Below are 21278 nucleotides of genomic sequence, written 5' to 3'. Positions count from 1 at the left end.
GTATCAGGCTCACTGCGAAGCACGCGCGCCGAAGCGCGCGGTCGACGATCATCGCGCCCCGTCGCCGAGCAGCGTCTGCTTCCAGAACTGGATCTGGCTCCAGAAATAATAGTCCTCATTCTCTTTCTTGTGAAAGCCATGCCCCTCATTCTGCGCGAGCACATGCCAGGCGGTGCCGCCCTTGGCGCGGATCGCCTTGATGATCTGCTCGGCCTCGGACGCGGGGACGCGCGGATCATTGCCGCCGGTGGCGATCAGGATCGGCACGCTGATCTTGTCGACGCTGGTGAGCGGCGAGATCGCGATCAGCTTGGCGCGCTGTTTCGGGTCGCGCTCGTCGCCATATTCGACACGGCGAAGATCGCGCCGATAGGATTGGGTGCTTTCGAGGAAAGTCACGAAGTTGGAGATGCCGACATAGCAACTCGCGCTCTTGATCCGCGGGCTGTAATGGACCGCCGAAGCGTAGCACATATAGCCGCCATAGGACATGCCGGAGACCGCGAAGCGGCTAGGGTCGAGCGTGTTGTCCTTGCCCAGCGCGTCCAGCATCGCGCCGATATCCTTGACCGAATTCTCGCGCAGGTCGGGGCCATTATCGAGATTGACGAAGCGCTTGCCGAACCCGGTCGAGCCGCGGACATTGGGGTAGAACAGGGCGATGCCCAGATCGTTGAGCAGATAATTGTCCGCTCCCCGATAGTCGGGCCGCGACTGACCTTCAGGGCCGCCATGAATATCGACGACCAACGGACGGCGACCGGGGAAGCGTGTCGGATCGGGCCGATAGAGAAAGCCCGAAACCGTTTCGCCATCGAAGCTCTTCACCTCGACCAGTTCGGGGTCGACATTGGCCGCAGCATCGAGCCCGCCCGTCTCGCTTTCGGTCCATCGGGTCACGGCCAGCGTCGCAGGATCAACCGAGAAGACATCCCCGGCGACGCGCGCCGATGATATGCTGAGCCCGATCGCGCCCCAGGGGGCGATCGCGATCGCGGAACCGATGCTATAGGGGATCACGCCGGCAGGCAGGCCGGCTACCGGGCGCGTGACCCCGGTTGAGACGTCCATCACGCGCAAGCGGCTGATGCCGGCTTCATTGATCGCATAGGCGATGAAGCTGCCGTCGGGCGCGATCGCGTAATCGCTGACATCCCATTTCGGCTCTGTGGACTTGGGCGCAAACTGGCCGGCGCGATCAAGCGTGCCGAGCTGCAGGAAGTCGGATGCGACATCCGAGGTCACCCATATCTTGCCGTCAGCCGCATAGCGCGGCGCCACATAGGATGCCGGCTTCTTTGCGCCCGCAATTGCCTGGAGCTTGCCGCTTGCGAGGTCGAGTTCATAGACGATCGCGTTGTTGATCGACTTGCGATTGAGAATGAGCGCGGTCTTCCTGTCCGCTGAAAAGTCAGCAACGCTCCAGCCGCCGCCATCGACCTGGGCGACCAGCCGGTCGCTCCCCGGCTTGCGCGGGTCCATGACATAGATATCGGAATCGGTGCCGTTGCGTCGTGTCGATGTATAGCCGATCAAGCGGCCATCCGGGCTCCATGCGCCAAACCAGTTCCGGCTCTTGCCGTCGGTGAGCAGCACGAGGCGGCCGTGCTCAAGGCGGTACAGTTGAAAGAATTCGGCGCCACCGACATCCTTCTGGACTACCAGCGTGCCATCGCTGCCGGGCGCGCGAAAACCGGCCAGTATCGGCTCCTGTTCGAAACTGACCTGCCGTCGCATCGCCTGTGGCGTCGCGACGACGTGCAACTGATCGGTGCTGCCGAAGCGTGTTTTGACCAGAATCGATCGATCCGCGGCGTTCCAGCCCTGGAACACAGCCTTACGCGCCTCGAGATAGGGGCGCGTTTCAGCCGTCAACGCTTCGCTTACCGGCGGAGGTCCGTCGATGACGATTGCGGCGGGCTTGGGAACGATGGATTTCGGGGTGTCGGCCAGCACAGGCGTGGCGACCATCACCAGGGAAGTAGCGAAAATGTGACGTGCAATCATGTACCGTCTCCCGAAAGCTGGAAACCGCCGGCGCGGTACAGGCCGGCCGGCGGCGAATCTTCAACAGGCTGATGGTCAGAGGCGCACTCGCGCGCCCACGGTGATGTAGCGCCCGACCACGTCGTAATAGGGCGAGTAGAGCGCGCTGACCGGGGGATCCTTGTCGAACAGGTTCGACGCGTTGAGGTAGAACTCCATTTGCGGCCCGTGAGACACGGGAACACGGGTGCTCAGTTGAAGATCGAAATAGGTGTAGGCTGGAATCCGGTTATTCACGAGGTTCACGGTGCTGTTGTAATTGCCGGCCGAAAGATACCGTGCACGCAGCATCGCGCCGAAGGTTTCGTCCTGATAACCGATGCTGGTATTTACGCGCCATTCGGGAACGCCCAGACCGAAAGAGTAACCCTGCGATTTCACATAATCGATCTTGCTCACGCCATCGTCGGTCTTGAGATTGTTGACCCAGGTGCCGAGCACGCGGAAGGTTACATTGCCCGGTGCCGATGAAATGCCGCGGACTGGCAGGACATAGCTCAGCTCGGCATCGATCCCGTCGGTCTGGTATTCAGCCAGGTTCAGGAAGGTCGAGACGGTTCGGACGATGGTGCCCGCTGCGTTGCGCTCGACCCGGGCGCACATTGCCTGGTTGCCATTGTAGCAGCGCGTCACCAGGTCTTGCGCGGCGATGGTCGTGATCACATCCTTGATACGGATGTCATAATAATCGAGCGTCAGATTGAGGCGCGAGATGGGCGACAGAACCAGCCCGGCGGTGAAGGTATCGGCGGTTTCCGGCCTTAGATCGGGATTGCCGCCGCCGTTTGACAGCACATAGACGCTGGTGTTGGTCACCGGGTCGGTCAGGGTGTTATACCCGGTGGTCGACTGAGTGTATAATTCACTCAGGTTCGCTGACCGGATGTCGCGCGAGCGCGTGACACGGCCCTTCACCCCGGGGAAGAATTCGTTGGTCATCCCCAGTTTCCAGGACCAGATCGAACCAGTCGTGTTATAGTCCGAGATGCGGGCTGCGCCGTTGAACTCAAGCTTTTTGAGCAGCGTCACGTCGCGTACCAGCGGAACCAGCACCTCGGCGAAAGCCTCCTTGACGGTGAAACTTCCTTTGAGCGGCGAGAAGCTGAACGTGGTGAACGCTTTGGCGAGATCGAGCGCGCCGACACGGGCATCGATTGCCTCCTTGCGCCATTCCGCGCCGACCGCGATCGAAACCGGCCCGGCCCACAGATCGAATGGCTCGCCCCTCAGGCTCGCGCCCGCCGTGTCCAACGTGGTGCGTGAGCGCGACTGGGGCGTGCCGGTCACATAGTCGATCGCCGCCTGTGACGGCGCGCCAAGGCCGAACAGGCTGACCGGCACGCAATTGGTGGTGGGGTTGGTCAGCGCGATGCGGCAGATCGGCTGGCCCGTGGTAGGGCTGATGATTGAATCGACCGCCTGTGCATAGTTGCTGGTCAGCAGAAAGCCTGGTGTGTCGATGTTGTTATCGAACTGGCCGCGGCTGTAATAAGCGCCATAACGCCAGCGGCCGTCGCCCGACTTTCCGTCGATTGCGAGCGTGGCTTGCGTGTTCTTCCGCTCGAAGTCGATCGTCGAGTAGGACAGGTCCGAATTGAAGCGGCCAAAGGTGAAGCTGGTCTGTCCGGCGGCGGCCAGCGCCGCGCGGACTTCCGGCCGCAGAAACGCATTGTCCGACTTGATCGTCAAATTGCCGCGGTTGTGGTCGCCAAACCAGATATAGTTGTTCCACATCCGCGAGCGCCGCAGTTCCCCGGTCACGGTCAGATTGTCCATCAGATCGAAGGTCGCTTGGGCGACCATGCTGTAGCGGCGCTGCGGGGTGACGAGTGGGCTGAGATCATCGTTCGACGGGCCTTCGCCGCCGATCATGTTGGTGCCGCTGACCACGCCATAATTGATCGGACGCAGCGTTCCATCGGGATTGAAGCCCTTGCCTGACAGCGCGCCCGACAGGATGATTCCGCCGTAAGCCGCGTTGGAGAAGCCGACGTCGGGCGTCAGTACGAAGGCGCCCTTACCGTTCGAGATCGCTGCCCAGCGGCCGGCATTGGGGCGGCTGACCTTTGGAATGACGCCATTGTTGTTCAGATATTCGCCGCCGATGATGAAATGGCCGCGCCCATCGGCGAAGGGTGTCCCGGCTGCCGCTTCGAAGCGATGCTCGGCCGCGTCGCCATAGCTCGAAATGCCGGCCTGTGCGCCGAGCTTCACGCCGGTGAACTTGCTGTCGAGCGTGATGTTGACGACACCGGCAACAGCGCCCGATCCCCAGGCGGCCGACGCGCCGCCCGTCACGATATCGACATTCTTGATCAGCACGGTCGGGATGGCGTTGAGATCATTGTCACTCGAGAGGCGACGACCGTTGAGCAGCACCAGCGTGCGGTTAATGCCGAGGCCGCGCAGATCGATCGGTGCCTGGCCTGCGCTGGTGTTCGTGCCGGTGGTCTGCGGCGAGGTGGTGGCGCGAAACTGCGGCAAATCGTTGAGCGCTGCAGCCACGTTGGTTCGGGCGCCAATGCTGAGGTCGGCAGCGGTGACCTGCAAGGTCGGTGTCGGGGAATCGAATGCGCGATCAATGCGCGATCCCGTCACGACGATGTCGCTGTCCTCGTTTTCGGCAGCCGGCGCGCCGGCTGAAGCGGATTGCGTTGGCACTGTCGTCTGCGCCGAGACGCCTGCTGACGCGAAAATCGCCGTGCAAGCTCCGATTACGCTCCCAAATCGCATCATATGAACCCCCTGTGTAACCCGGCGATCCGTCGTCGCAGGCCTTCACTGGGAAGACGAAAGCGTTTCACAAAACCGACATAATGCATGAAAGATTGTTAGCTCGACCTGAAGTTCGGCAATTTCGGCTCTGCTGATCGGCCAAGGCAGCCGACACCGCGTACCCACTGGCCGCAGTACCGGCCGAGCTCCACATCTCGATCCTGCGCAAGCTTGGTCTTTGATAGGGTGGCGGACATGTGAGTCTCGCCAAGAGAATCCCGCTTGCGTTGGCATGACGCTCATCGAGCGGCGATTGAGGACTCAGCCAATTCTGTTCAGGTCCCGCCTGAGCCCGCAAAGTGGCTCGCCATCATGATAGCGCGGAGGGGGCCAAATCACGAGGATTTAGGGTGGTGCGCCCGGCGAGATTCGAACACGCGGCCTACGGTTTAGGAAACCGTACTCTCTCATCCGTTTGAACCGGTGCATCCCTGAAAGCCCCAGAAATCTGCGGATTTCGTGATTCTGGTTTGTTCAATTTGCCGGGTCAAGAGAAATTTGGCACAAATCATGACACAACGCTGACCCGTTGGATTGTGGTTGGAGTCCAAGAGCTTTGACAGACCTAACTTTAGGTTCGCCGCGCAGTGCGGGCGCGAGCAATCAGTATTGTAGCGGCCGCGTGGCGACCCTTCTTCAGGTCGATTGCCATATCACGCGCTGCCGATCGACACTCGCGATGACCCTGTTGGAATGGCCTAATGTCTGTGCTGTCGTCCTGCGGCGCGTCCTCTCAGGCTGGCGAACCGGGCGGGCGAGGATCTCGATACCTTACACAGCAGCGAGCTCGATCCACAAAGCGGTTCGGAAGTTATGTCGCGTATCCGGATCGTTATGAACCATGGCGAGGGCCGGCTTTCACGCCGACCGGACTGGTAACATCGCCAAACGCCGTCAGTGCACTTTCCGCACGCGATGAAATGGCAGGTCGCGGCGCAGATACACCAGCGTCCGATAGTCGCCTCGTGGCGCGGTGAAAACGAGACGATATTCTCGCGTGAGCGCGCCGGCCACCAACGCCCGATCGATCGTGTTCCAAGCGGCGAGCGGCTGAGTTGCCGTAACGATGACCGGAGGTCGAACGGCGAGTACGCGCCGGACCTCCACCGCGGGGTCGATGCCGAGCGCGCCTTGCTCGGGAGCATAACCGAGCATGGACGGAAACGCATAGGGCGTCGGTAGACAGGAGTCGGCGAGCTGATAGGTGATGGCGTCGCCAATAAAGACGTAGGGACAGCCCCTTCCGCTATTGGCATGGACAGTCGCTGCGACAGCGTAAGCGCCGGCCGCATCTCCTGCTGGTTCCAAAGCGGTTTCAATCGCTAGAAGCGCCAGACCGGCACCGAGCGCGGCGATCAGATAGCGCTGTTGCGATACGGGCGTGCAGGCCGCGAGAATAGCCAGCGGCGCGATCAGCGGCAGCGCGTAATGGTCGAAATAGGTACCAAGCACACCATAGCCGGCCACGGCTGCAATGGCCCAACCCAGGCAGATCTTCATCGCATCGGAAAGCGGGCGATGGCGCAGAGCAAGCATGCCGCAGATCGCCAGTGGCAGGAGTTTGGCGATGGTGCCGGCAAGCCGGCCTGTGATGATTTCCGCCGGATAGCTATATCCTGCCCGAAGCAGGATGGAGCCGAAGTTCGCAAACCAGAAAGCTTGCAACGGCCCGGCGCCCTTCTCTGCATAAATCGCGATTGCCGCTAGGGTGGGCACCAGGCCGAGAAGCAGCCAGACCAGTGCGGAGGCGACGACCTTGACCGGTCTCGCGCCAGCCCGGCACAGATAGTGAATATGAACGATGCCGAAAAATGCCCCCTCGACGGCAGGGGTATATTTGACCTGTATCGCGACCCCCGCGAGAAGACAGGCGAGCATGCCGTTGACCACGATGGCGGACACCGCGCGGTCCCGCGCGAATTGCGGCAGACGCAGCGTTAACAGCGCCGCCCCGGTCATGAACAGATTATAGAATACCGGGGACTGGCCGGCGCCTCCGCTGAATAGGGGTAACCACACAAGGTAAATGACGGCTGCTGCTAGAGCCCCCGCTCGCCCCGCGCCGATCCGCAGCGCCGCGCGCTGCACCAGCCAGCTCGTTGCGGCGGCGAACAGCGTCGCCGCGAGCTGGTACGCGACGATGCCGTTGCCGGGCAGCAGGCGGATTCCCGCAAAAATAGTAAATAGGCCGATCGGCTTCCTGTCCCAAATATCGATGTAAGGGAGAGCACCGCGAAGCATGCGATCGCCGACGAGCAGGTAATATTGCTCATCGACATGGATGACGGGATTGCCGAAGTCACCGGCGCGGAGCAGGAGACAGACGATGAGCAGCGCGCCAGCCGATGCGGCTTGGAACTTGGAGTCCGACGCGCGCCCGGGGTGGCCGCCAAGACCTTCTCTTGCAGCGGCCACCGACGAGACGATGTCTAATTCGCTTTGTCCGGCTGGGATCGACGTCACAAAGGAAAGGCTAGGCCATGTGCCGCCGCCAGGTCGGCGACCTGCATCGCGCGCAACGCTTCCGCCTCAACGACGCGCGCTGCCGCGATCCTGTCGCCCGCGATAAAGCCCTCGCCCGGATGGCACATCACCAGATGGGCAGTGCCGGCCTTCGCGAGAAAAGTCGGAAAAACCGCAGCATAGTCACCTTCAAACGCGTAATATCCGGCAAAGCTGTCGTTGCAGCGCAACCCCCTGCGCCGGGCGGCACGCGCGAGTCCTAGCGAAAAGAGCCAGCCTTCGACCGCCTTTGCGCGAAACGGGCGTGCCGCGATCGCTGACCAATGGTCGTAACAGTTCCGCACCCACGCCTGAGGTGCCCAGAGCGCTGTCGCGTCCAGCACGATCGATCGAATGCCCGGCAACAGATGCGCGTGTTGATGGCCATCGACGAAATCAGGCGCACGACCGGCATATCTCACGAACCGGGCGAATTGCGCGGCAACCTCAGCCTTGATTTCCTCGAGTGCGAGACGGCCGGAGATCGCGTTGAAGATAAGTGGATCGATTCCGAGTAACTTCCCGTCCGGCGATGTCCCGGTCATAGGCGTCAAAGGCCGCTCATCCGTGAAGGTGAGATGAAGCCCGATCTGCATTCTGTCGGACAAGGGCTCAAGAAGCGCCGCGTCGACAGCCCAGCCGGGGTGAATAGACATACACGACGTCGCATTAAGCTTATTATCGGCGGCGAGTGCAGCGATCGTCTCGCTGATCTCCCGCGACATGCCGAAATCATCCGCGCATAGTATGAGGCGTCGCATCGATCGCTCCCTGGGTCGGTTGAAGGGAGCGCTCGCGCAGATGCTCGCTGGTGAGCCTGCGTGCGGCGAGACGTGGCGCCAGGAATTCATAGAAAAACCAGTCACCACGATGCGCGATGTGGCGGTAATAATGGAGTTGTTCGAGCGCGGTCCATTTGACCGAAGCGCGATCGCGCTTTCGCGGCGACGGCGAACACCAAAAGTTCGCGCTGTAACGGGTCTCTCCCAACCGCCTGGTGCGATGAATTATTTCGTGGTCTTCGAGCACGAAATTCCACCGGCCTGGGTCGAAACCGCCGACCGCGCGCAACTTGGCGACGTCGAACGCTTGTCCGGCCCCGCCGGCGTGGCAAAGCGCCGGGAATACCTGCGCCGCCGTCAGAATATGGATCGCGCCGACCAGTCGCCGTGCCGCGCTGGCGCCTGGTGGAACATAATATGCTCCAGCGACCGCACAATCAGGACGCGCCAGCAAGGCACCGGCTTGGGCAAGATAGTCCGGCGGGTACCATGTATCGGCGTCGCAGGTTGCGACGAAGCGGGTCACAACCTGTCGTAGTCCTGTTGCCAGAGCGGCAACCTTGCCGGGCTGAGGTTCGCTGATCAGCCTGAATGGCAAACCGTGTCGGTGGCATTCACGCCACGCCAGGAGAGCGCTGCCATCTGTACTGCCATTGTCGACCAGAATGATCATGACCGGGACGGTCTGCCGCGCGAGACTGCGCAGCGTCGTTGCGAGAAAGCCCTGTTCATTGAAAAACGGCAGGATCACGCTCCACACGGGCGGGCGTTCTCCCTGCTCCAAGAAGGAAGCGTAGCGGTCTAGACGCAACAAGGTATCGTCGTGATTTTCCGACATGGTCTCATCCCAGCCTCTTGTGATGGAGAGACGCCGCCGCGGATCGAAACCTCACGTTGCCAACCACAAACTACCGCCGAAAAATCGCAGCTAGGTTGCCGCACACAACTCGGCGCAAATCGGATCAGAAAGCGACTTACGAGCAGTCGATAAGATTCAGTCGATCATCTCACGCCTGTCGCCCAATGAATGCGCCAGCACCTGTTATCGCCCCGACGGCGAGATGCAGTCCGAGGGTCAGACTAGCAATCAAGGCGGTCATCACCGCGACATCGGTATTGCGCCCAAGCAGCACCATGGTCAGGCCCGCGAACATCACCTCCTTATTGGGAAGCAGCGGCAAGCGGGATACCATCATGCGCATGGCAGCCAACGCCACCCACTCACCAATCTTCACTCCGGGCAACATCAGGCTCCATAGGATCGCGATCAACACCAGGGAAATGACGACACGGAGCAGTTGCACCGCAAAAATCATGCGCAAATCCCGGTCCGGCAGCGAAAACAGCTTATGTCGCAAAGCGAACATCATCAGTGAGGTGAAGACGACGATGGCGACCGAAACGACAAAAGTTCGCGCCAATGTCCCAGTGATAATTGCGGCAAGAGCGGGCGCCATAACGAGCATCATCGCCAGGGTCGTGAGATTGCCGGCGACGGCGGACATGACTGAAACGTCCTTGATCGCACCGAACGGTGAACCGGTAATGCCCGCATGACGGCGTGCCCAAAAGTAGAAATGCGCTTCCCCGGAATAACCAAGCACGATTTCGTTCGCGACCTGCTTGCGCATCAACGGAATGATGCCCGCAAACGGCAATCGCCAGATCTTCCGGTAGATTAGCCATTCGGACGCAGGCGAGAGCAAATAGGATGCCACAAGCACCGTCCAGAAGAACGGCGTGCGCGGTACCGTGGTCAAGCTGGCGAACTCGACGTCCTTGAACTGGTAGAGGACCACGGCGAGAACGGTTACGGAAAGCGCGATGCCCAGCCATGCAGTGAGACGGTCCCGGAACGGCGACGTCGATCGTTCGAGCAGCGGATCGAGACCCGTCGAAGCGGAGATCGATGAGTTGGCCAAGGCGGGAACTGCTGATTGGAACAAGATGGCCTCTGTCGGCTTGTTATGGATGGTGGCGGCGTGGGGCCGACATTTTCGGATGTCGTCCAACGACGGGCACATGATCCGCCGCTTTGGAGACCAGTAACTTCAGCCCATGCGCGCCGCGTCCTCGATCAAATCGGTATAGCGGCTGACCATGCGGTTACGGCTCAGCGCCGCGATCGTCGACGAGATACTGCGCAGGATCGCCGCTTCCGAGGTATCGTCGGGATGGACAGCAAGCCGCATGACGCGAGGTGTGGGCACGGTGCGCGCAACCGCGGCGACCGCCAAGGATGAGGCCATGCGTCCGGGCGTGCGGCTCGCCCAGGTAATCACCGGCGAACGCGCCAGCACCCGACCATCCATCGCGTCCCATACTTTCCAATGATCCTCGGCTAGCCCGATCCGGGCGGATGCAAGTGCCTCGTGCGCACCTCGCCCATACAGCCAAGCCGGCGCGACGAACCCGGCGACCGGCCGGCCGGTCACATCCTCGATCAGCGCGCGGCCATCGGCGATACGACGCCCGGCTTCAGCTGCATCCAGACCAAGAAATTCGCCTTCGCCGGCGGTCATGTGATTGGCCTTGAATCGCGCGAACCGCGATCGGTGACGCACATCGTCGCGGTGGATCGATCCGTGCAGAAACATCTCGACCCCGGCCTCGGACCAACGCCGGAGCCGCGTGGCGAAGGGGGACCCTCGCTCGATCGGCGCGCGCCCCCAGAAATTGGGAACGACAAGCATGGCGATCTTGTCGCCGCCATTATCGGCCAGTTGATCGTACAACTGGTCGATCTCGCTTTCGTGCCGCGGAGACACGTCATGAATTGACAGCAGCAGTCGTCTGGGCGGAGGGTATGTCATCACTCGTCTGACGCCGCCCGACTGCCAATCCGCAGCGATGCCGACAAATTAAAGTTCAAAAGCGATGCGAGGCAGACAGCGTCATGCCCCGTGGCCGAGCGGGCGTATGGCGTATATTGTGGCACACTGCGGATCGAGAACGGATTGCCGAAGGCGAAAGTGCCGGGCTGGCCGTCGAACAGATCGTCGATGTAGAGATGCAATGAGCCCTGTCGCACGTTGGCCGTCAATCCCACGCGACCGATGACATACCCCCCATTCGCCGGTCCAATCCATCGTCGAAGCTTAGCCGCGATATTTCGCGGGCGTGCGCTGGCGGTGACCCGAGCGCTGCGCTAGCGGGCAGCGCCGATGCCCAGACGTATCGCGTTGCCGTTCTTCCGTGCATGCAGCCCAGTCAATTGCTCGAGCGTCGCGATCATCGCATCCCGCTTGCCGGACGCGATGACCCCGGAAAAGCGGCGTCCGGCGAGCGCTGGATCAATCTCGATCCGCTGGCCCGCATAGCGGGATATGTCGGCAACCACCAATCCGAGCGGGACCTCGTCGTACACCATCGGGCCGCCCGGTAGTGCCGTGCCTGATGCTGGGCTCAACCGCCGCAGATCGCCGGTCGCATTTACCCCCGATACCGTCAGCACATGGCCCGCCATCACCTCGGCTGCGCCTACCGCACCCCGCAATCTGACGCTGACCTGTCCTTCCGATACGGCAACACGTAGCATCCCGGCATCGGACATCACCTCGAACCTGGTGCCCACATCACGAATCTCGTACGCACCCGCCCGTATCACGAGCGGATGAGCCGGGTCGTGCACCACATCGAACGTCGCGCGTCCTTCCAGCGCTAGCGGCACATCGCGCGAAGCAGCCACGTTGAGCACGCTCCCCGGCGCTAACCTGGCGGTCGAACCGTCGGCGAGCTTCACGGCACGCTCCTCGCCCGCGGTTGCCCGATATGCAACTAGGCGGGTCGAACCTGCGGGACCTTCCGAAATCCCGGATAATGAGGTGACGCCGATCGCAACCACCGCGACAAGCGATGCCGCCAGCGCGCTCCAGCCGGCGACGCGCCGACGGTGGGGCGGCAATTGCACGTCATCCAAAGACAGCAACGGCTGCAAAGCCGGCCGCGCATGGTCGATCCGTTCGTCGAGCAGGGCGATTGCATCATAAGCTTGACGATGACGCGGATCTGCCTCCAGCCATTCGGTAAAGCCGGTCCAGTCCATATTATCGTCGTTGAGCGACAGATGCCAACCTGCCGCTACTTCATCGATCGGATCAAAATCGTCCCTCATTTCGCATCCATCGGCGCGCAGCTTCCAAACTGCCCCGCCTGTTCGTTGATGAGACGTCGCCGCTCGGCCATACCTCAGTCCTTCAATGCGCGGCGCAGATGCGCCATCGCCAGCGCGATGTGCTTTTCAACGCCGCTTCGGCTGATGCCGAGCCGCGCCGCGATTTCGACGTGAGGCAAGCCCTCGATCTTATGCATGCGAAACGCGCGACCGGCGCTCTCCGGCAGAGCGCGGATCGCGGTAGCTAGCGCGGCCGCCTCCTCGTGCGCGAGCATCGCCGTCTCGGCATTAGGGCGAGCATCAGCTGGCTCGCCGCCGCCCAGGTCTATCCGTTGCCCTGCCGCCCATTCGGTATCGCGTTGCGCGCGCCGGCGCTCTGCCCGAGCGCGGTCGAGCACCAGATTTTGCGCCGCACGATAAAGATAGGCACGTCCGTTGCTTAACGGTCCGGCGTTGGCCGCATGCACACGCACCCATAGTTCCTGCAGCAAATCCTCTGCTTCAATGCGGTCGCCAACCCGGGCCACGAGGAATCGGAACAATTCGGGGCGCAGGTCCCCATAGATTTGCGCCAGTCCGGACGCTTTGGGTTGAACGACAGGTTTCTTCATAAGCCTGGCGAGGCTGTGCCTCGCTTCGGCGAAGCAGGCAAGCGGCCGAAAATCACAGGTAAAGTTCGCGCGCCGCATCGACCGATGGGACGTGCGGCTGCGGTATTCCCGTCGCCTGTCGTCTTCCCGGTGAAGGAGCACGATCAATGACGATCAATCGCGGCGCCAAATGAGGATTGTCGACGTCTGCGCGTTCTACACGGCCCATGGCGGCGGCGTTAAGACCTATATCGACCGCAAGTTTGCGGCAGCGAGCATCGCCGGACATGAGATGGTCGTTATCGCCCCAGGGGCCCGCGACGAAGTGATCGAGCTCGGCCCGGGCCAAATCCTCGCGACGATCGCATCGCCGCAATTGGCGCTCGACCGCCGCTACCGATATTTTGCGAACGAGCCGGCGCTGCACCGCGCGCTCGACCACTGGCGACCCGACTTTGTCGAGGCGTCCTCGCCATGGTCGAGTGCCTCGATGGTGGCACGGTGGGAAGGCTCCGCGCCACGCTCACTCGTCATGCATGCCGATCCTCTCGCCGCTTATGCCTATCGCTGGTTTGGTCGCCTCGCCGACATCGCGACGATCGACCATCACTTCGACCGCTTCTGGCAACACCTTCGACGCCTTGATGCCCGGTTCAACCATGTGATCAGCGCCAGCGCCAATCTGACCAACCGTCTGGTTGCCGGCGGCTTGCAGCGCGCAACGACGATCGCGATGGGCGTGGAACCAGGCATCTTCTCACCAGCTCATCGCGATCTTGAGCTTCGTCGCCGGATGCTGGCGTTATGCGGACTGGACTCCGACGCAACGCTGATGCTCGGTGTCGGCCGCTATTCGGCCGAGAAGCGCTGGGGCATGGTTATCGACGCGGTTCAATCCGCCGGTGCCGAAATTCCGATCGGGCTGGTGTTGATCGGCGACGGGCGCGCGCGCCGAGCACTCGTCGCCCATGCTGCCGGGTCACCACATATCATGGTTGGCGCGCCGATCCGCGAACGGCACCTGCTCGCCGCCACCATGGCGAGCGCCGATGCGCTGATCCATGGTTGCGAGGCGGAGACGTTCTGCATGGTCGCGGCGGAAGCGCGGGCCAGCGGGCTACCAATCATCGTTCCCGATCGAGGCGGTGCCGCCGATCACGTGACGCAAGGAGCGAGCCGCCATTTTGCCGCCGCCGATGGCAGCGCGCTGCGCAACTCGATCGTCGATTTCGCGCGCCACGCAATAGCGCCCGGTGAATATGGAGCAGCCTATCCGGTCCGCACGATGGACCAGCATTTCGATCAGTTGTTCGACCTATATGGCGCACACGCGGCATCAAAATGCCGGGCAGCCTGAATGAAGCGCCCCGTTATAACGATAATGGATCGCTATATCCTGCGTCATTTGATGGGCGGCTATGTTGCGGTGTTGCTGACCTTGGTCGCCATGCTGTCACTCGAAAACATCTCGCGGTTGAGCGCGGCAATCGTTGAAACGGATACGCCGTTTACGCTGCTCGCCTATATGCTGACCGCGCTTGTCCCTGAATATCTCGGTATCGCGATTCCGGTCGCCACCTACCTGTCGATGGCGCTCGCAGTGCGGCGCCTCAGCGTCAATGGTGAATGGCAAATCTTCACCAGTATCGGTCTTCGGCCGACCCGTGTCATGGCTTTGCCGATGGCCTTGGCCCTGGGGTCAGCGGGTGCTCAACTCGCCATCCGGATGGACCTGCAGCCGATCGGTGAACATGCGTTCGATCAGCTGCTGGGCGAGATCAGCGCTGGTGTCCATGGCATGCCGCTGCGCGATCTCGTCGCGGTCGACGCTCACACGACTTTCGTCACCGACCCGTCGGCCGGTCGCGCGCGCGGTACGCTGAACAACGTAATGATTCGACGTGGCGGCGACGTCGCTTCAGCCCCCACCGCCACAGCGAGCCGCGATCCATCGGGTGCAATCATCCTCACATTGCGCAATGGCGTATTGATTCACCCACGCCCCGGCGGTGGCTACGACACGCTGGCCTTCGCCCGCTATCACATGAGACTGGCACCGGAACGGGGACGCGGAGCGACAGCGACCGAAGCGGAGCGGCTTGACCGCGTGTCGGCGGCCAACCTCCTGCCGCGCATCAATCAGGAAGCGGCTCGTCCGGGTGTGCCGGCACCGGCAACGGCAGCGTTTTTGTCCAAGATTCAAAGTGCGGCCCTTTGCCTGATGCTGCCCTGGCTCGGTATGGCCTTGGGCGTACCGCCCAAAAGACAGGCCGGCGGGGCAAGCATCTTCATTGGCCTTGCGCTGATCGTCGTCAATCTGCGCTCGACCGCGTTCGTCGAAGAGCATTTCACCATCCATCCAGTGCCCGCCGCTCTGCTCCACGCTCTTTTATGGGTGACGATCGTGGCAGCCATATCGGAGCTTGCCCAGCGCCATGGTCCAGGTTCGATTGATCAACTCCTCAACAAGGCTCTGCGGTATGCAAGAGCGCTTTCCGCAAAGCCCCTTACCGTCGCACCAGCCCTGCATTCGGCAGCCGCATCCGCACGCGAATCGCGATGGTCGTTATTCTCAGGCGAGGAAGGCGGGATACAGACCAACTCGGCCGTCAGGCCATCAGGGGCTGGGAACAGCGCCGCCTTAAGTGGTGCGACCCTGGTCGGGTCCTGAAACCGGACGCGCAGATAATCGCGTGACGTCTTTCCCAGCGATCGCGCCCTCCAGGTCTGGCCGGCGCGCAGCGGCTATATTCAGCGAGAAGACCCGGACACGCTCGCGATCGGACGGACCTGGATCAGCTCATTGGATGCCGCCAAGCGGGTCGGAAATCCCAGTGATCCGGCGCGCCGTTTCCGTTCCCGGACGGCTGGCTTAAAAGGATTGCGCATTCGGCCTCCCGACCGCTATTCGGGCAAAGTGATCGACCCGGCCGCTGCACACCGCCGCTTTTCTGGCGTGATCGCCCGGGGTGATCGCGAGGCCGTGATGGCTGTGCTTGATGGACTGACCGGCCTGAAAACATGAACGGATAGCGATGCGATACGTCTTGGCGACAGCGCTGGTCGCTAGCGCTGCGCTGGGCGTCAATCCGGCCCAGGCGCGCGACATCAGATACCGGCTCGATATCGGCGCAGTCGATGTCGCGGATGCGCTTGCTACGCTGTCGGCGCAGACCGGAATCTCGGTAACTTTTGACGGTCCGATGCCACGACGCGCGATCAGCGCGTTGCGTGGCGACATGACGGTGCGCGATGCGCTCGACCGGATGCTGCGCTCGGTCGAGTTGCGGGCCGTTCGCATCGGTCCGCGCGAATATCGTATCGTAAGGCGCAACCATGCCGGCAAGAGCATCGCGGCCCCGAAACCTGTCGTTCTCCCCGCCGAGGACATCGTCGTTACCGGGCGGAAACAGTCCGAGATGCTGTCGAGCGTGGCGGCACCGATCGCGGTCTATGTGCCCGGCAGCGCAAGCCTGCTCGGAATCGGCACAATAGCGCGCGATGTGGCGCGCGCGACCATGGGGCTCACGCTTACCAATATCGGCCCGGGACGCAACCGGCTGTTCATTCGCGGCATCGCCGATAGTCCCTTCAACGGATTCAGCCAGTCGACGGTCAGCGTCCAGCTCGATGATGCGCGGGTGACCTATGACGCGCCCGAACCGGGCTTGCGGCTGGTCGATGTCGCGCGAGTGGAAGTGCTGAAAGGACCGCAGGGGCCGCTCTATGGCACTGGGGCTCTTGGCGGCGTCTATCGCATCGTCACCAACCGCCCGGTACTCGACCGTGTCGAGGGAGCGAGCAGCCTTGGTTTCTCGGCAATCTCCGGTGGCGGTGTTGGCGGGCAAGCCGAAGGCGTGATCAACCTGCCGCTGGTCAGTGACCATGTCGCGGTGCGGGTTGTCGGCTATGCGGCTGCGGATCCTGGATGGATCAACGATGTGAAGGGTGGTCGCGATCTGAATCGGTCGCTAACGCTGGGCGGCCGGGTTGCAGTGCGCATCGTGCCCTTTGACGGTTGGATGATCGATCTGAGTGCGATGGAGCAATCGATCGATACGCGAGACAGCCAATATGTCGATCGCCCCGGCAAGGACCGCTCGCGCGACCTGCCGATCCGCGAGCCGCGCTTCGACAGGATACAGGTCTTCCAGGGCACGATCACCGGATCGATCGGGTCGCTCGGGCTAACGATTACAACGAGCGGGACTTGGCAGGTACAGCGCGCCACCTATGACGCCTCTGCCTCTCCGGCGACGCCGGGCGTCGTGGTGCCCAAGACTTATTTCGGTGGGGGAAAACACGGCGTCTTCGATCAGGAAATCCGTATCAGTTCGGCGCCGGACAGTCGCTTCGTCTGGGTCGCTGGCGCCTCGTTTCTGTTGGCGCGGATCGAGGCGTACGGCAATTTGTTGTCGGGCGATGGGACGTTGAAGGGGCTCTTTTCGGAAGACCGGCGCGTTACGGAAGCCGCAATCTTCGCCGACGGTTCGTATCCGCTGGCTCCCCGGTTGCGGGTCGGCGTCGGCCTGCGCGGTTTTCGGGCGGGCATCAGGAATGATCACTTCGACTATATGAATCTGGTGACCCGGGCGAAGACATTGTTCGGCATCACGCCCAACGCTTCCCTATCGTACGAGATCTCTCCGGATCAGTTGCTCTTCGCACGCTTCGCCACCGCGTTCCGGCCTGGCGGTCTCGATTTCAGCAATGCCACAACGCGTCGCTATACCGGTGACGAGGTGCGTAGCATCGATCTGGGCGGACGCGTTAAGCTCGACAATGGGCGCCTGAGCCTCGACTTCAGTCTGTTCAAGACGAACTGGACCAAGATCCAGTCCGATTATTTACAAGCCAATGGCCTGACCGCCACGCATAATGTCGGTCGCGCGACGGTCGTCGGCACGGAACTGTCGGCTGACTGGCGACTGTCCGACGGGTGGCGGTTGCAGGCGGGCGCCCTCTGGCAGCGCCCGCGGCTCAACCGCGCTCCGAACGGCAGCGCACTACCACGGCGTCTGCGTCTGCCCGTGGTACCGGATGTATCGGCGCGCCTTGCCCTGACGCGCGACATGACTTTTGGGGATTGGCGCATCACGCCGGGCTTGTCGGTCAACCTCGTCGGCACCTCTCGCCTGAGTTTTGAGGCAGGCCTTGATCGGCGGATGCCTGCCCGTGTCGTTGGCCGGGTCGGCATCTCGGCTGAGCGCGACAAGCTGACGTTCCGCTTCGACATCGACAACATACTCAACTCGAGTGCGGATACCTTCGCCTTCGGCAATCCATTTTCTGTGCGGAAGAACCGCCAGTACACGCCCTTGTACCCGCGCTCCTTCTCAATCTCGGCTTCGCGCCGCTTCTAGAAAATCATCGGGCCGATCGCTGGGGTGCTGGACGGATGCCGGTGTCGCCCCTGTTGGCGATCCTGAAACGGCCTACGGCGACTCCCGCTCGTCGAGGATCTTCGACAAGTGGTTTGCAGCGCGCGCTGGGCCTTGGTGCAGATACCGGCGATAGGCGGGTGCCGGATCGACGATGTGACTGAACGCAGCAGGGCAGGGGAGTGGCTTGCTGCGCAGCTGGCACATGAGAAAATTGCCGTCATACCCGAGGTCAAAGGCGTCGTCTGGCCCGCGCCGAGCGGTCTCGCCTCGGCGCCTATGCGCTCGACGGTCTTTATGGCCGGCTGACGGCGAGCTCATGCAGTCGATCCGACGCTCAACGCAAGGCAATGTGTCGCGCGCCGGCGATTAGATCACGCAACGAAATCTCAATATCCAGCCGACCATCTCGGTCCGGCCTGGCGCCGCTGTGCGCCTTGTCGTTCACAAAGACCTGATCCTCGTACCCTCACATGAGGGGAATTGGTGATGGCAGAGGTGCGATTGGCAAAACTGCCAGAACGCATACCGGTCAAACTGGCGATCAGCATCATGCCGGACCTGCATCAGCGGCTCCAGCACTATGCTGCGGCGTATGCAGAGGCTTATCAGAGCGAGGAACCGCTGACCGAACGCGTCCCGGCGATGCTTGCGGCGTTCCTCGACGGGGATTTTGCCCGGCGTCGCCGATGACGCAGGTCAAAAGCTAAGCCCCTTAGGGGCAAATGTGCAACGAGCCGCGCCGCAGCGAGTATGACGATTACGTCGACAAATCAGGCGAACCATGCTTCGATCGCATTTCCAAAGTCATAAAATTCTTGATCGTGAAAATCTCTGGCGCCATCCTTCCGCATCTTCCTCCACATAGCGCCCGGCCATTTCGCCGAAGCCCTTGGCGTCAAGATCAACGACTTCGCCCTCCGCGTTCTTATATAATAACCTTAAATCGCCATTGTCTATCGCATTCAACAGATAGAATATAGTAGTATCAACTACGTCAGGAATAACATTGAATATAGAAGATTCAAGTTTTTCTCCAAATTCTTGAACATATCTTCTCGTTGTTTCGCTTCTCATATTCTTTTCTAGTATCCCATCAAATGAATTGATGGCGCGATCCCTTACTGTTTTGATCAGGTTTTCCGCGAATTCATCAACTTCTGCCTCACTCATTTTCAATTACCTCCATAAGGAATGCGCGTAGGGCCTGAAACACCAGAGGCCTTGAGCTGTTGGATTGCCGCTCTGACGGTTGCTCGCGCAGTGCTTGGTTTCATACCCGCTGAGATAAGCGACTGAGCTTCTATGCGTCTAACATCACCCCAGGTTATCGTGTTATTGTCCTTTGCAAAAGCGCGGTAGAGCTGGCTCTGATACTTAGTAATATCTTTATGTTGGACACCTAGGCGCCGCAATTCGGCTTCGGATACAGATAACGCTGCCTTGCCATCGTAGCCCTCCGCCCCTCTAAATGCTGCTTGCGATGCCGGATGATGCCCTCCCTGTTCGCTATATGGCGCCAGCTTCGCTGGTGTCCCCCGATAGATTTTCAACGCCAGCCCAGAAATTCCTACTGCACTGATTCCAATCAACTTTTCAATACCGAACAGGACGCCACCACTGTCGGTTTGATTGACCTGTTGCCGGTCCGTTCCGAGAAGAATGCCGCCACCGCCCTGACCGATAAATTTACCAGCCTCACTCGCGACTTCAGCAATTGGCCGGAGATACTTGGTTGGGAGTTGCGGTAACGCAGATTCAACGCCTTTATTTGCCCCATATTGAACAACGGGAGCAATGCCACCACTCAACAGTGCCTTTACGCCCGCCACTCCCACATCAACAATCGGCCCGTAAGTGGCGCGATAGCCATCGTATTTTGCCTTCGTGTAATCCAATGAATTGACAACAACACGACCGATCGTGGAGTCCGCTGTTACCTCTCCTAATTTCCGAGCCGTGACGACAATATCACCATCGACCGAATCCGATTTGGGGGCATCCGAAGCAGGAACCGGCAGACGAAGATCGGAAAGCGGCAGAGCTTTGCTCGATGCACCGATTGTTTCGCCCAAAGTCATCTGTGAAGCGCGCTCAACACCGAACCTGATGATACCCGCGCGCGACGCTACCCTTATGCCCACTACCGCCGAGTTCGTTGTCAGATCGTTGCGCTGCTCCCCTATGAAGTCTGCGGTGTCCAGGTCACCACTGGAAAAAGCAGCCTCTTGCTGTTTTGCCAGTCGTTTGTCTTCGGCAGCGACGAATTTTGCGTCGTCCTGCTGCAACATACGAATTCCCTTGTCGCGAACCTCTTGATCGGGACTATCCAACAATCGCTTGATCCGAGCTTCATGCCCTCCGCTAATCCCCCCCGCCACGAGGTTACCGATTGTACTGCCAATCACATCGGGCAGGGCAGCCATAAGATTGTCGCCGAAATCGGTGCCGCTGATGAGGCTGCGGGTTGCAGCATTAGCAAAACCACCCGCAGCGCTCGCGCCGAGGTTTGCAGCGATGTTGGAGAAAGACCTGTCCGTCAGCGAAGTGGCACCCAACTTGCCCCCAGCCCAAGCCCCGACGCCGCCACCGATTCCGGCTGCCGCTACGCCAGTCCAGTCGAACTTCGATTGGAGTCCGGTGGCAACGCCTATGCCTTGCGTGACTGCGCTACTCAGCGCGCCGTTTAGCGCGCCGGTGGCAAATTTGCTGCCAATGTCGGCAAACAAGCCCAGCTTGGCCACGCCTCCACCGACCGCACCGGATAGCGCGCCGAGAGCCACGCCCTTCCAATTGAACTTCTCTTGGATGCCGGTTGCAACGCCCACTCCCTGACTGACAATCGAACCAAGCGCTCCGCCGATTGCGCCAGCGGCGATTGTTACACCAAGCCCGGCAGATCCGGCCGCCAATGCGGAGATACCCGCACCAATGCTTGTAATCGTTGGGCTGAGAGCGGCTGCAGCAGCACCTGCGGTCACCACCGTCACAGCAACCGCAATGACCACCAGCAAGATCGCGCCGAACACGCCGCATTTATTGCCCTTTGCCGCTGGCGGTGCGGGCTGGACGGGGAGGGTGGGAAGCG

17 protein-coding genes are annotated in these 21278 nt (G+C 61.2%); 5 read left to right on the top strand and 12 right to left on the bottom strand.

The genetic code is table 11. The features are described from left to right. Nucleotides 1–48: 48 nt before the first annotated feature. The 10 genes from OO12_RS21305 to OO12_RS21255 all read right to left on the bottom strand — a co-directional run bounded on the left by OO12_RS21305 (nucleotide 49) and on the right by OO12_RS21255 (nucleotide 12971). Nucleotides 49–1971, bottom strand: a complete 1923-nt coding sequence (locus OO12_RS21305) for a S9 family peptidase (RefSeq protein WP_200887531.1) — start codon at nucleotides 1969–1971, stop codon at nucleotides 49–51. A 111-nt stretch (nucleotides 1972–2082) separates the two neighbouring features. Beyond that, nucleotides 2083–4707 (bottom strand): TonB-dependent receptor domain-containing protein, encoded by a 2625-nt coding sequence (locus OO12_RS21300; RefSeq protein WP_235364943.1) that lies wholly within the window; start codon nucleotides 4705–4707, stop codon nucleotides 2083–2085. A gap of 1008 nt (nucleotides 4708–5715) precedes the next feature. Then, nucleotides 5716–7284, bottom strand: a complete 1569-nt coding sequence (locus OO12_RS21290; RefSeq protein WP_235364938.1) for a hypothetical protein — start codon at nucleotides 7282–7284, stop codon at nucleotides 5716–5718. Then, on the bottom strand, nucleotides 7281–8048 hold the full coding sequence (locus tag OO12_RS21285; protein ID WP_235364956.1) for a ChbG/HpnK family deacetylase: 768 nt from the start codon (nucleotides 8046–8048) through the stop codon (nucleotides 7281–7283). The genes OO12_RS21290 and OO12_RS21285 overlap by 4 nt, the downstream gene beginning before the upstream one ends. A 7-nt stretch (nucleotides 8049–8055) precedes the next feature. Then, entirely contained in the window at nucleotides 8056–8943 is an 888-nt protein-coding gene (locus OO12_RS21280) for a glycosyltransferase family 2 protein (RefSeq protein ID WP_235364937.1), read from the bottom strand. 169 nt (nucleotides 8944–9112) lie between these two features. After that, on the bottom strand, nucleotides 9113–10117 hold the full coding sequence (locus OO12_RS21275) for a hypothetical protein (protein ID WP_152616580.1): 1005 nt from the start codon (nucleotides 10115–10117) through the stop codon (nucleotides 9113–9115). A gap of 39 nt (nucleotides 10118–10156) precedes the next feature. After that, nucleotides 10157–10918: a DUF2334 domain-containing protein gene (locus OO12_RS21270; protein ID WP_034160768.1), complete on the bottom strand. Its 762-nt coding sequence runs from the start codon at nucleotides 10916–10918 to the stop codon at nucleotides 10157–10159. Then, nucleotides 10918–11148: a hypothetical protein gene (locus tag OO12_RS21265; protein ID WP_160296873.1), complete on the bottom strand. Its 231-nt coding sequence runs from the start codon at nucleotides 11146–11148 to the stop codon at nucleotides 10918–10920. The genes OO12_RS21270 and OO12_RS21265 overlap by 1 nt, the downstream gene beginning before the upstream one ends. Nucleotides 11149–11253: 105 nt before the next feature. Further along, a complete protein-coding gene (locus OO12_RS21260) occupies nucleotides 11254–12219 on the bottom strand; it encodes a FecR family protein (protein ID WP_034160766.1) in 966 nt (321 codons plus the stop codon). A 74-nt stretch (nucleotides 12220–12293) separates the two neighbouring features. Further along, nucleotides 12294–12971, bottom strand: coding sequence for an RNA polymerase sigma factor (locus OO12_RS21255; RefSeq protein WP_235364955.1), 678 nt, complete (start codon nucleotides 12969–12971; stop codon nucleotides 12294–12296). Nucleotides 12972–12999: 28 nt separating this feature from the next. On the opposite strand from OO12_RS21255, the gene OO12_RS21250 reads away from it, so the two are divergent. The 5 genes from OO12_RS21250 (at nucleotide 13000) to OO12_RS21225 (ending at nucleotide 18883) form a co-directional block, all read left to right on the top strand. Continuing rightward, a complete protein-coding gene (locus OO12_RS21250) occupies nucleotides 13000–14166 on the top strand; it encodes a glycosyltransferase (RefSeq protein ID WP_034160764.1) in 1167 nt (388 codons plus the stop codon). Between the two features lie 24 nt (nucleotides 14167–14190). Next, nucleotides 14191–15480, top strand: coding sequence for an LptF/LptG family permease (locus OO12_RS21245; protein WP_034160763.1), 1290 nt, complete (start codon nucleotides 14191–14193; stop codon nucleotides 15478–15480). A gap of 132 nt (nucleotides 15481–15612) precedes the next feature. Continuing rightward, entirely contained in the window at nucleotides 15613–15834 is a 222-nt protein-coding gene (locus OO12_RS21240) for a hypothetical protein (RefSeq protein ID WP_034160762.1), read from the top strand. A 10-nt stretch (nucleotides 15835–15844) separates the two neighbouring features. Further along, nucleotides 15845–18172: a TonB-dependent receptor domain-containing protein gene (locus OO12_RS21235; protein ID WP_034160761.1), complete on the top strand. Its 2328-nt coding sequence runs from the start codon at nucleotides 15845–15847 to the stop codon at nucleotides 18170–18172. A 507-nt stretch (nucleotides 18173–18679) separates the two neighbouring features. Continuing rightward, nucleotides 18680–18883: a DUF2274 domain-containing protein gene (locus OO12_RS21225; RefSeq protein WP_034160759.1), complete on the top strand. Its 204-nt coding sequence runs from the start codon at nucleotides 18680–18682 to the stop codon at nucleotides 18881–18883. A gap of 114 nt (nucleotides 18884–18997) precedes the next feature. On the opposite strand, the gene OO12_RS28250 is transcribed toward OO12_RS21225, so the two are convergent. Both OO12_RS28250 and OO12_RS21220 read right to left on the bottom strand, forming a co-directional pair. Then, nucleotides 18998–19363: a hypothetical protein gene (locus OO12_RS28250; RefSeq protein WP_152616578.1), complete on the bottom strand. Its 366-nt coding sequence runs from the start codon at nucleotides 19361–19363 to the stop codon at nucleotides 18998–19000. A 2-nt stretch (nucleotides 19364–19365) separates the two neighbouring features. Further along, the coding region (locus tag OO12_RS21220; protein WP_034160758.1) for a hypothetical protein at nucleotides 19366–21278 on the bottom strand (1913 nt) is incomplete at its 5' end.

It is taken from the genome of Sphingomonas sp. ERG5, from assembly GCF_000803065.1.
In the GTDB taxonomy this organism is placed as follows: domain Bacteria; phylum Pseudomonadota; class Alphaproteobacteria; order Sphingomonadales; family Sphingomonadaceae; genus Sphingomonas.
The sequence above is the reverse complement of the archived record's forward strand: the minus strand, read 5'-3'. Positions and strand labels throughout refer to the sequence as shown.

What these genes read in the sequence shown, in the direction of transcription:
- OO12_RS21250 (WP_034160764.1), top strand. Translation starts at nt 13,000, where the DNA reads ATGAGGATTGTCGACGTCTGCGCGTTCTACACGGCCCATGGCGGCGGC.
- OO12_RS21245 (WP_034160763.1), top strand. Translation starts at nt 14,191, where the DNA reads ATGGATCGCTATATCCTGCGTCATTTGATGGGCGGCTATGTTGCGGTG.
- OO12_RS21235 (WP_034160761.1), top strand. Translation starts at nt 15,845, where the DNA reads ATGCGATACGTCTTGGCGACAGCGCTGGTCGCTAGCGCTGCGCTGGGC.
- OO12_RS21280 (WP_235364937.1), bottom strand. Translation starts at nt 8,943, where the DNA reads ATGTCGGAAAATCACGACGATACCTTGTTGCGTCTAGACCGCTACGCT.
- OO12_RS21270 (WP_034160768.1), bottom strand. Translation starts at nt 10,918, where the DNA reads ATGACATACCCTCCGCCCAGACGACTGCTGCTGTCAATTCATGACGTG.
- OO12_RS21260 (WP_034160766.1), bottom strand. Translation starts at nt 12,219, where the DNA reads ATGAGGGACGATTTTGATCCGATCGATGAAGTAGCGGCAGGTTGGCAT.
- OO12_RS21305 (WP_200887531.1), bottom strand. Translation starts at nt 1,971, where the DNA reads ATGGTCGCCACGCCTGTGCTGGCCGACACCCCGAAATCCATCGTTCCC.
- OO12_RS28250 (WP_152616578.1), bottom strand. Translation starts at nt 19,363, where the DNA reads ATGAGTGAGGCAGAAGTTGATGAATTCGCGGAAAACCTGATCAAAACA.
- OO12_RS21285 (WP_235364956.1), bottom strand. Translation starts at nt 8,048, where the DNA reads ATGTCGCGGGAGATCAGCGAGACGATCGCTGCACTCGCCGCCGATAAT.
- OO12_RS21225 (WP_034160759.1), top strand. Translation starts at nt 18,680, where the DNA reads ATGGCAGAGGTGCGATTGGCAAAACTGCCAGAACGCATACCGGTCAAA.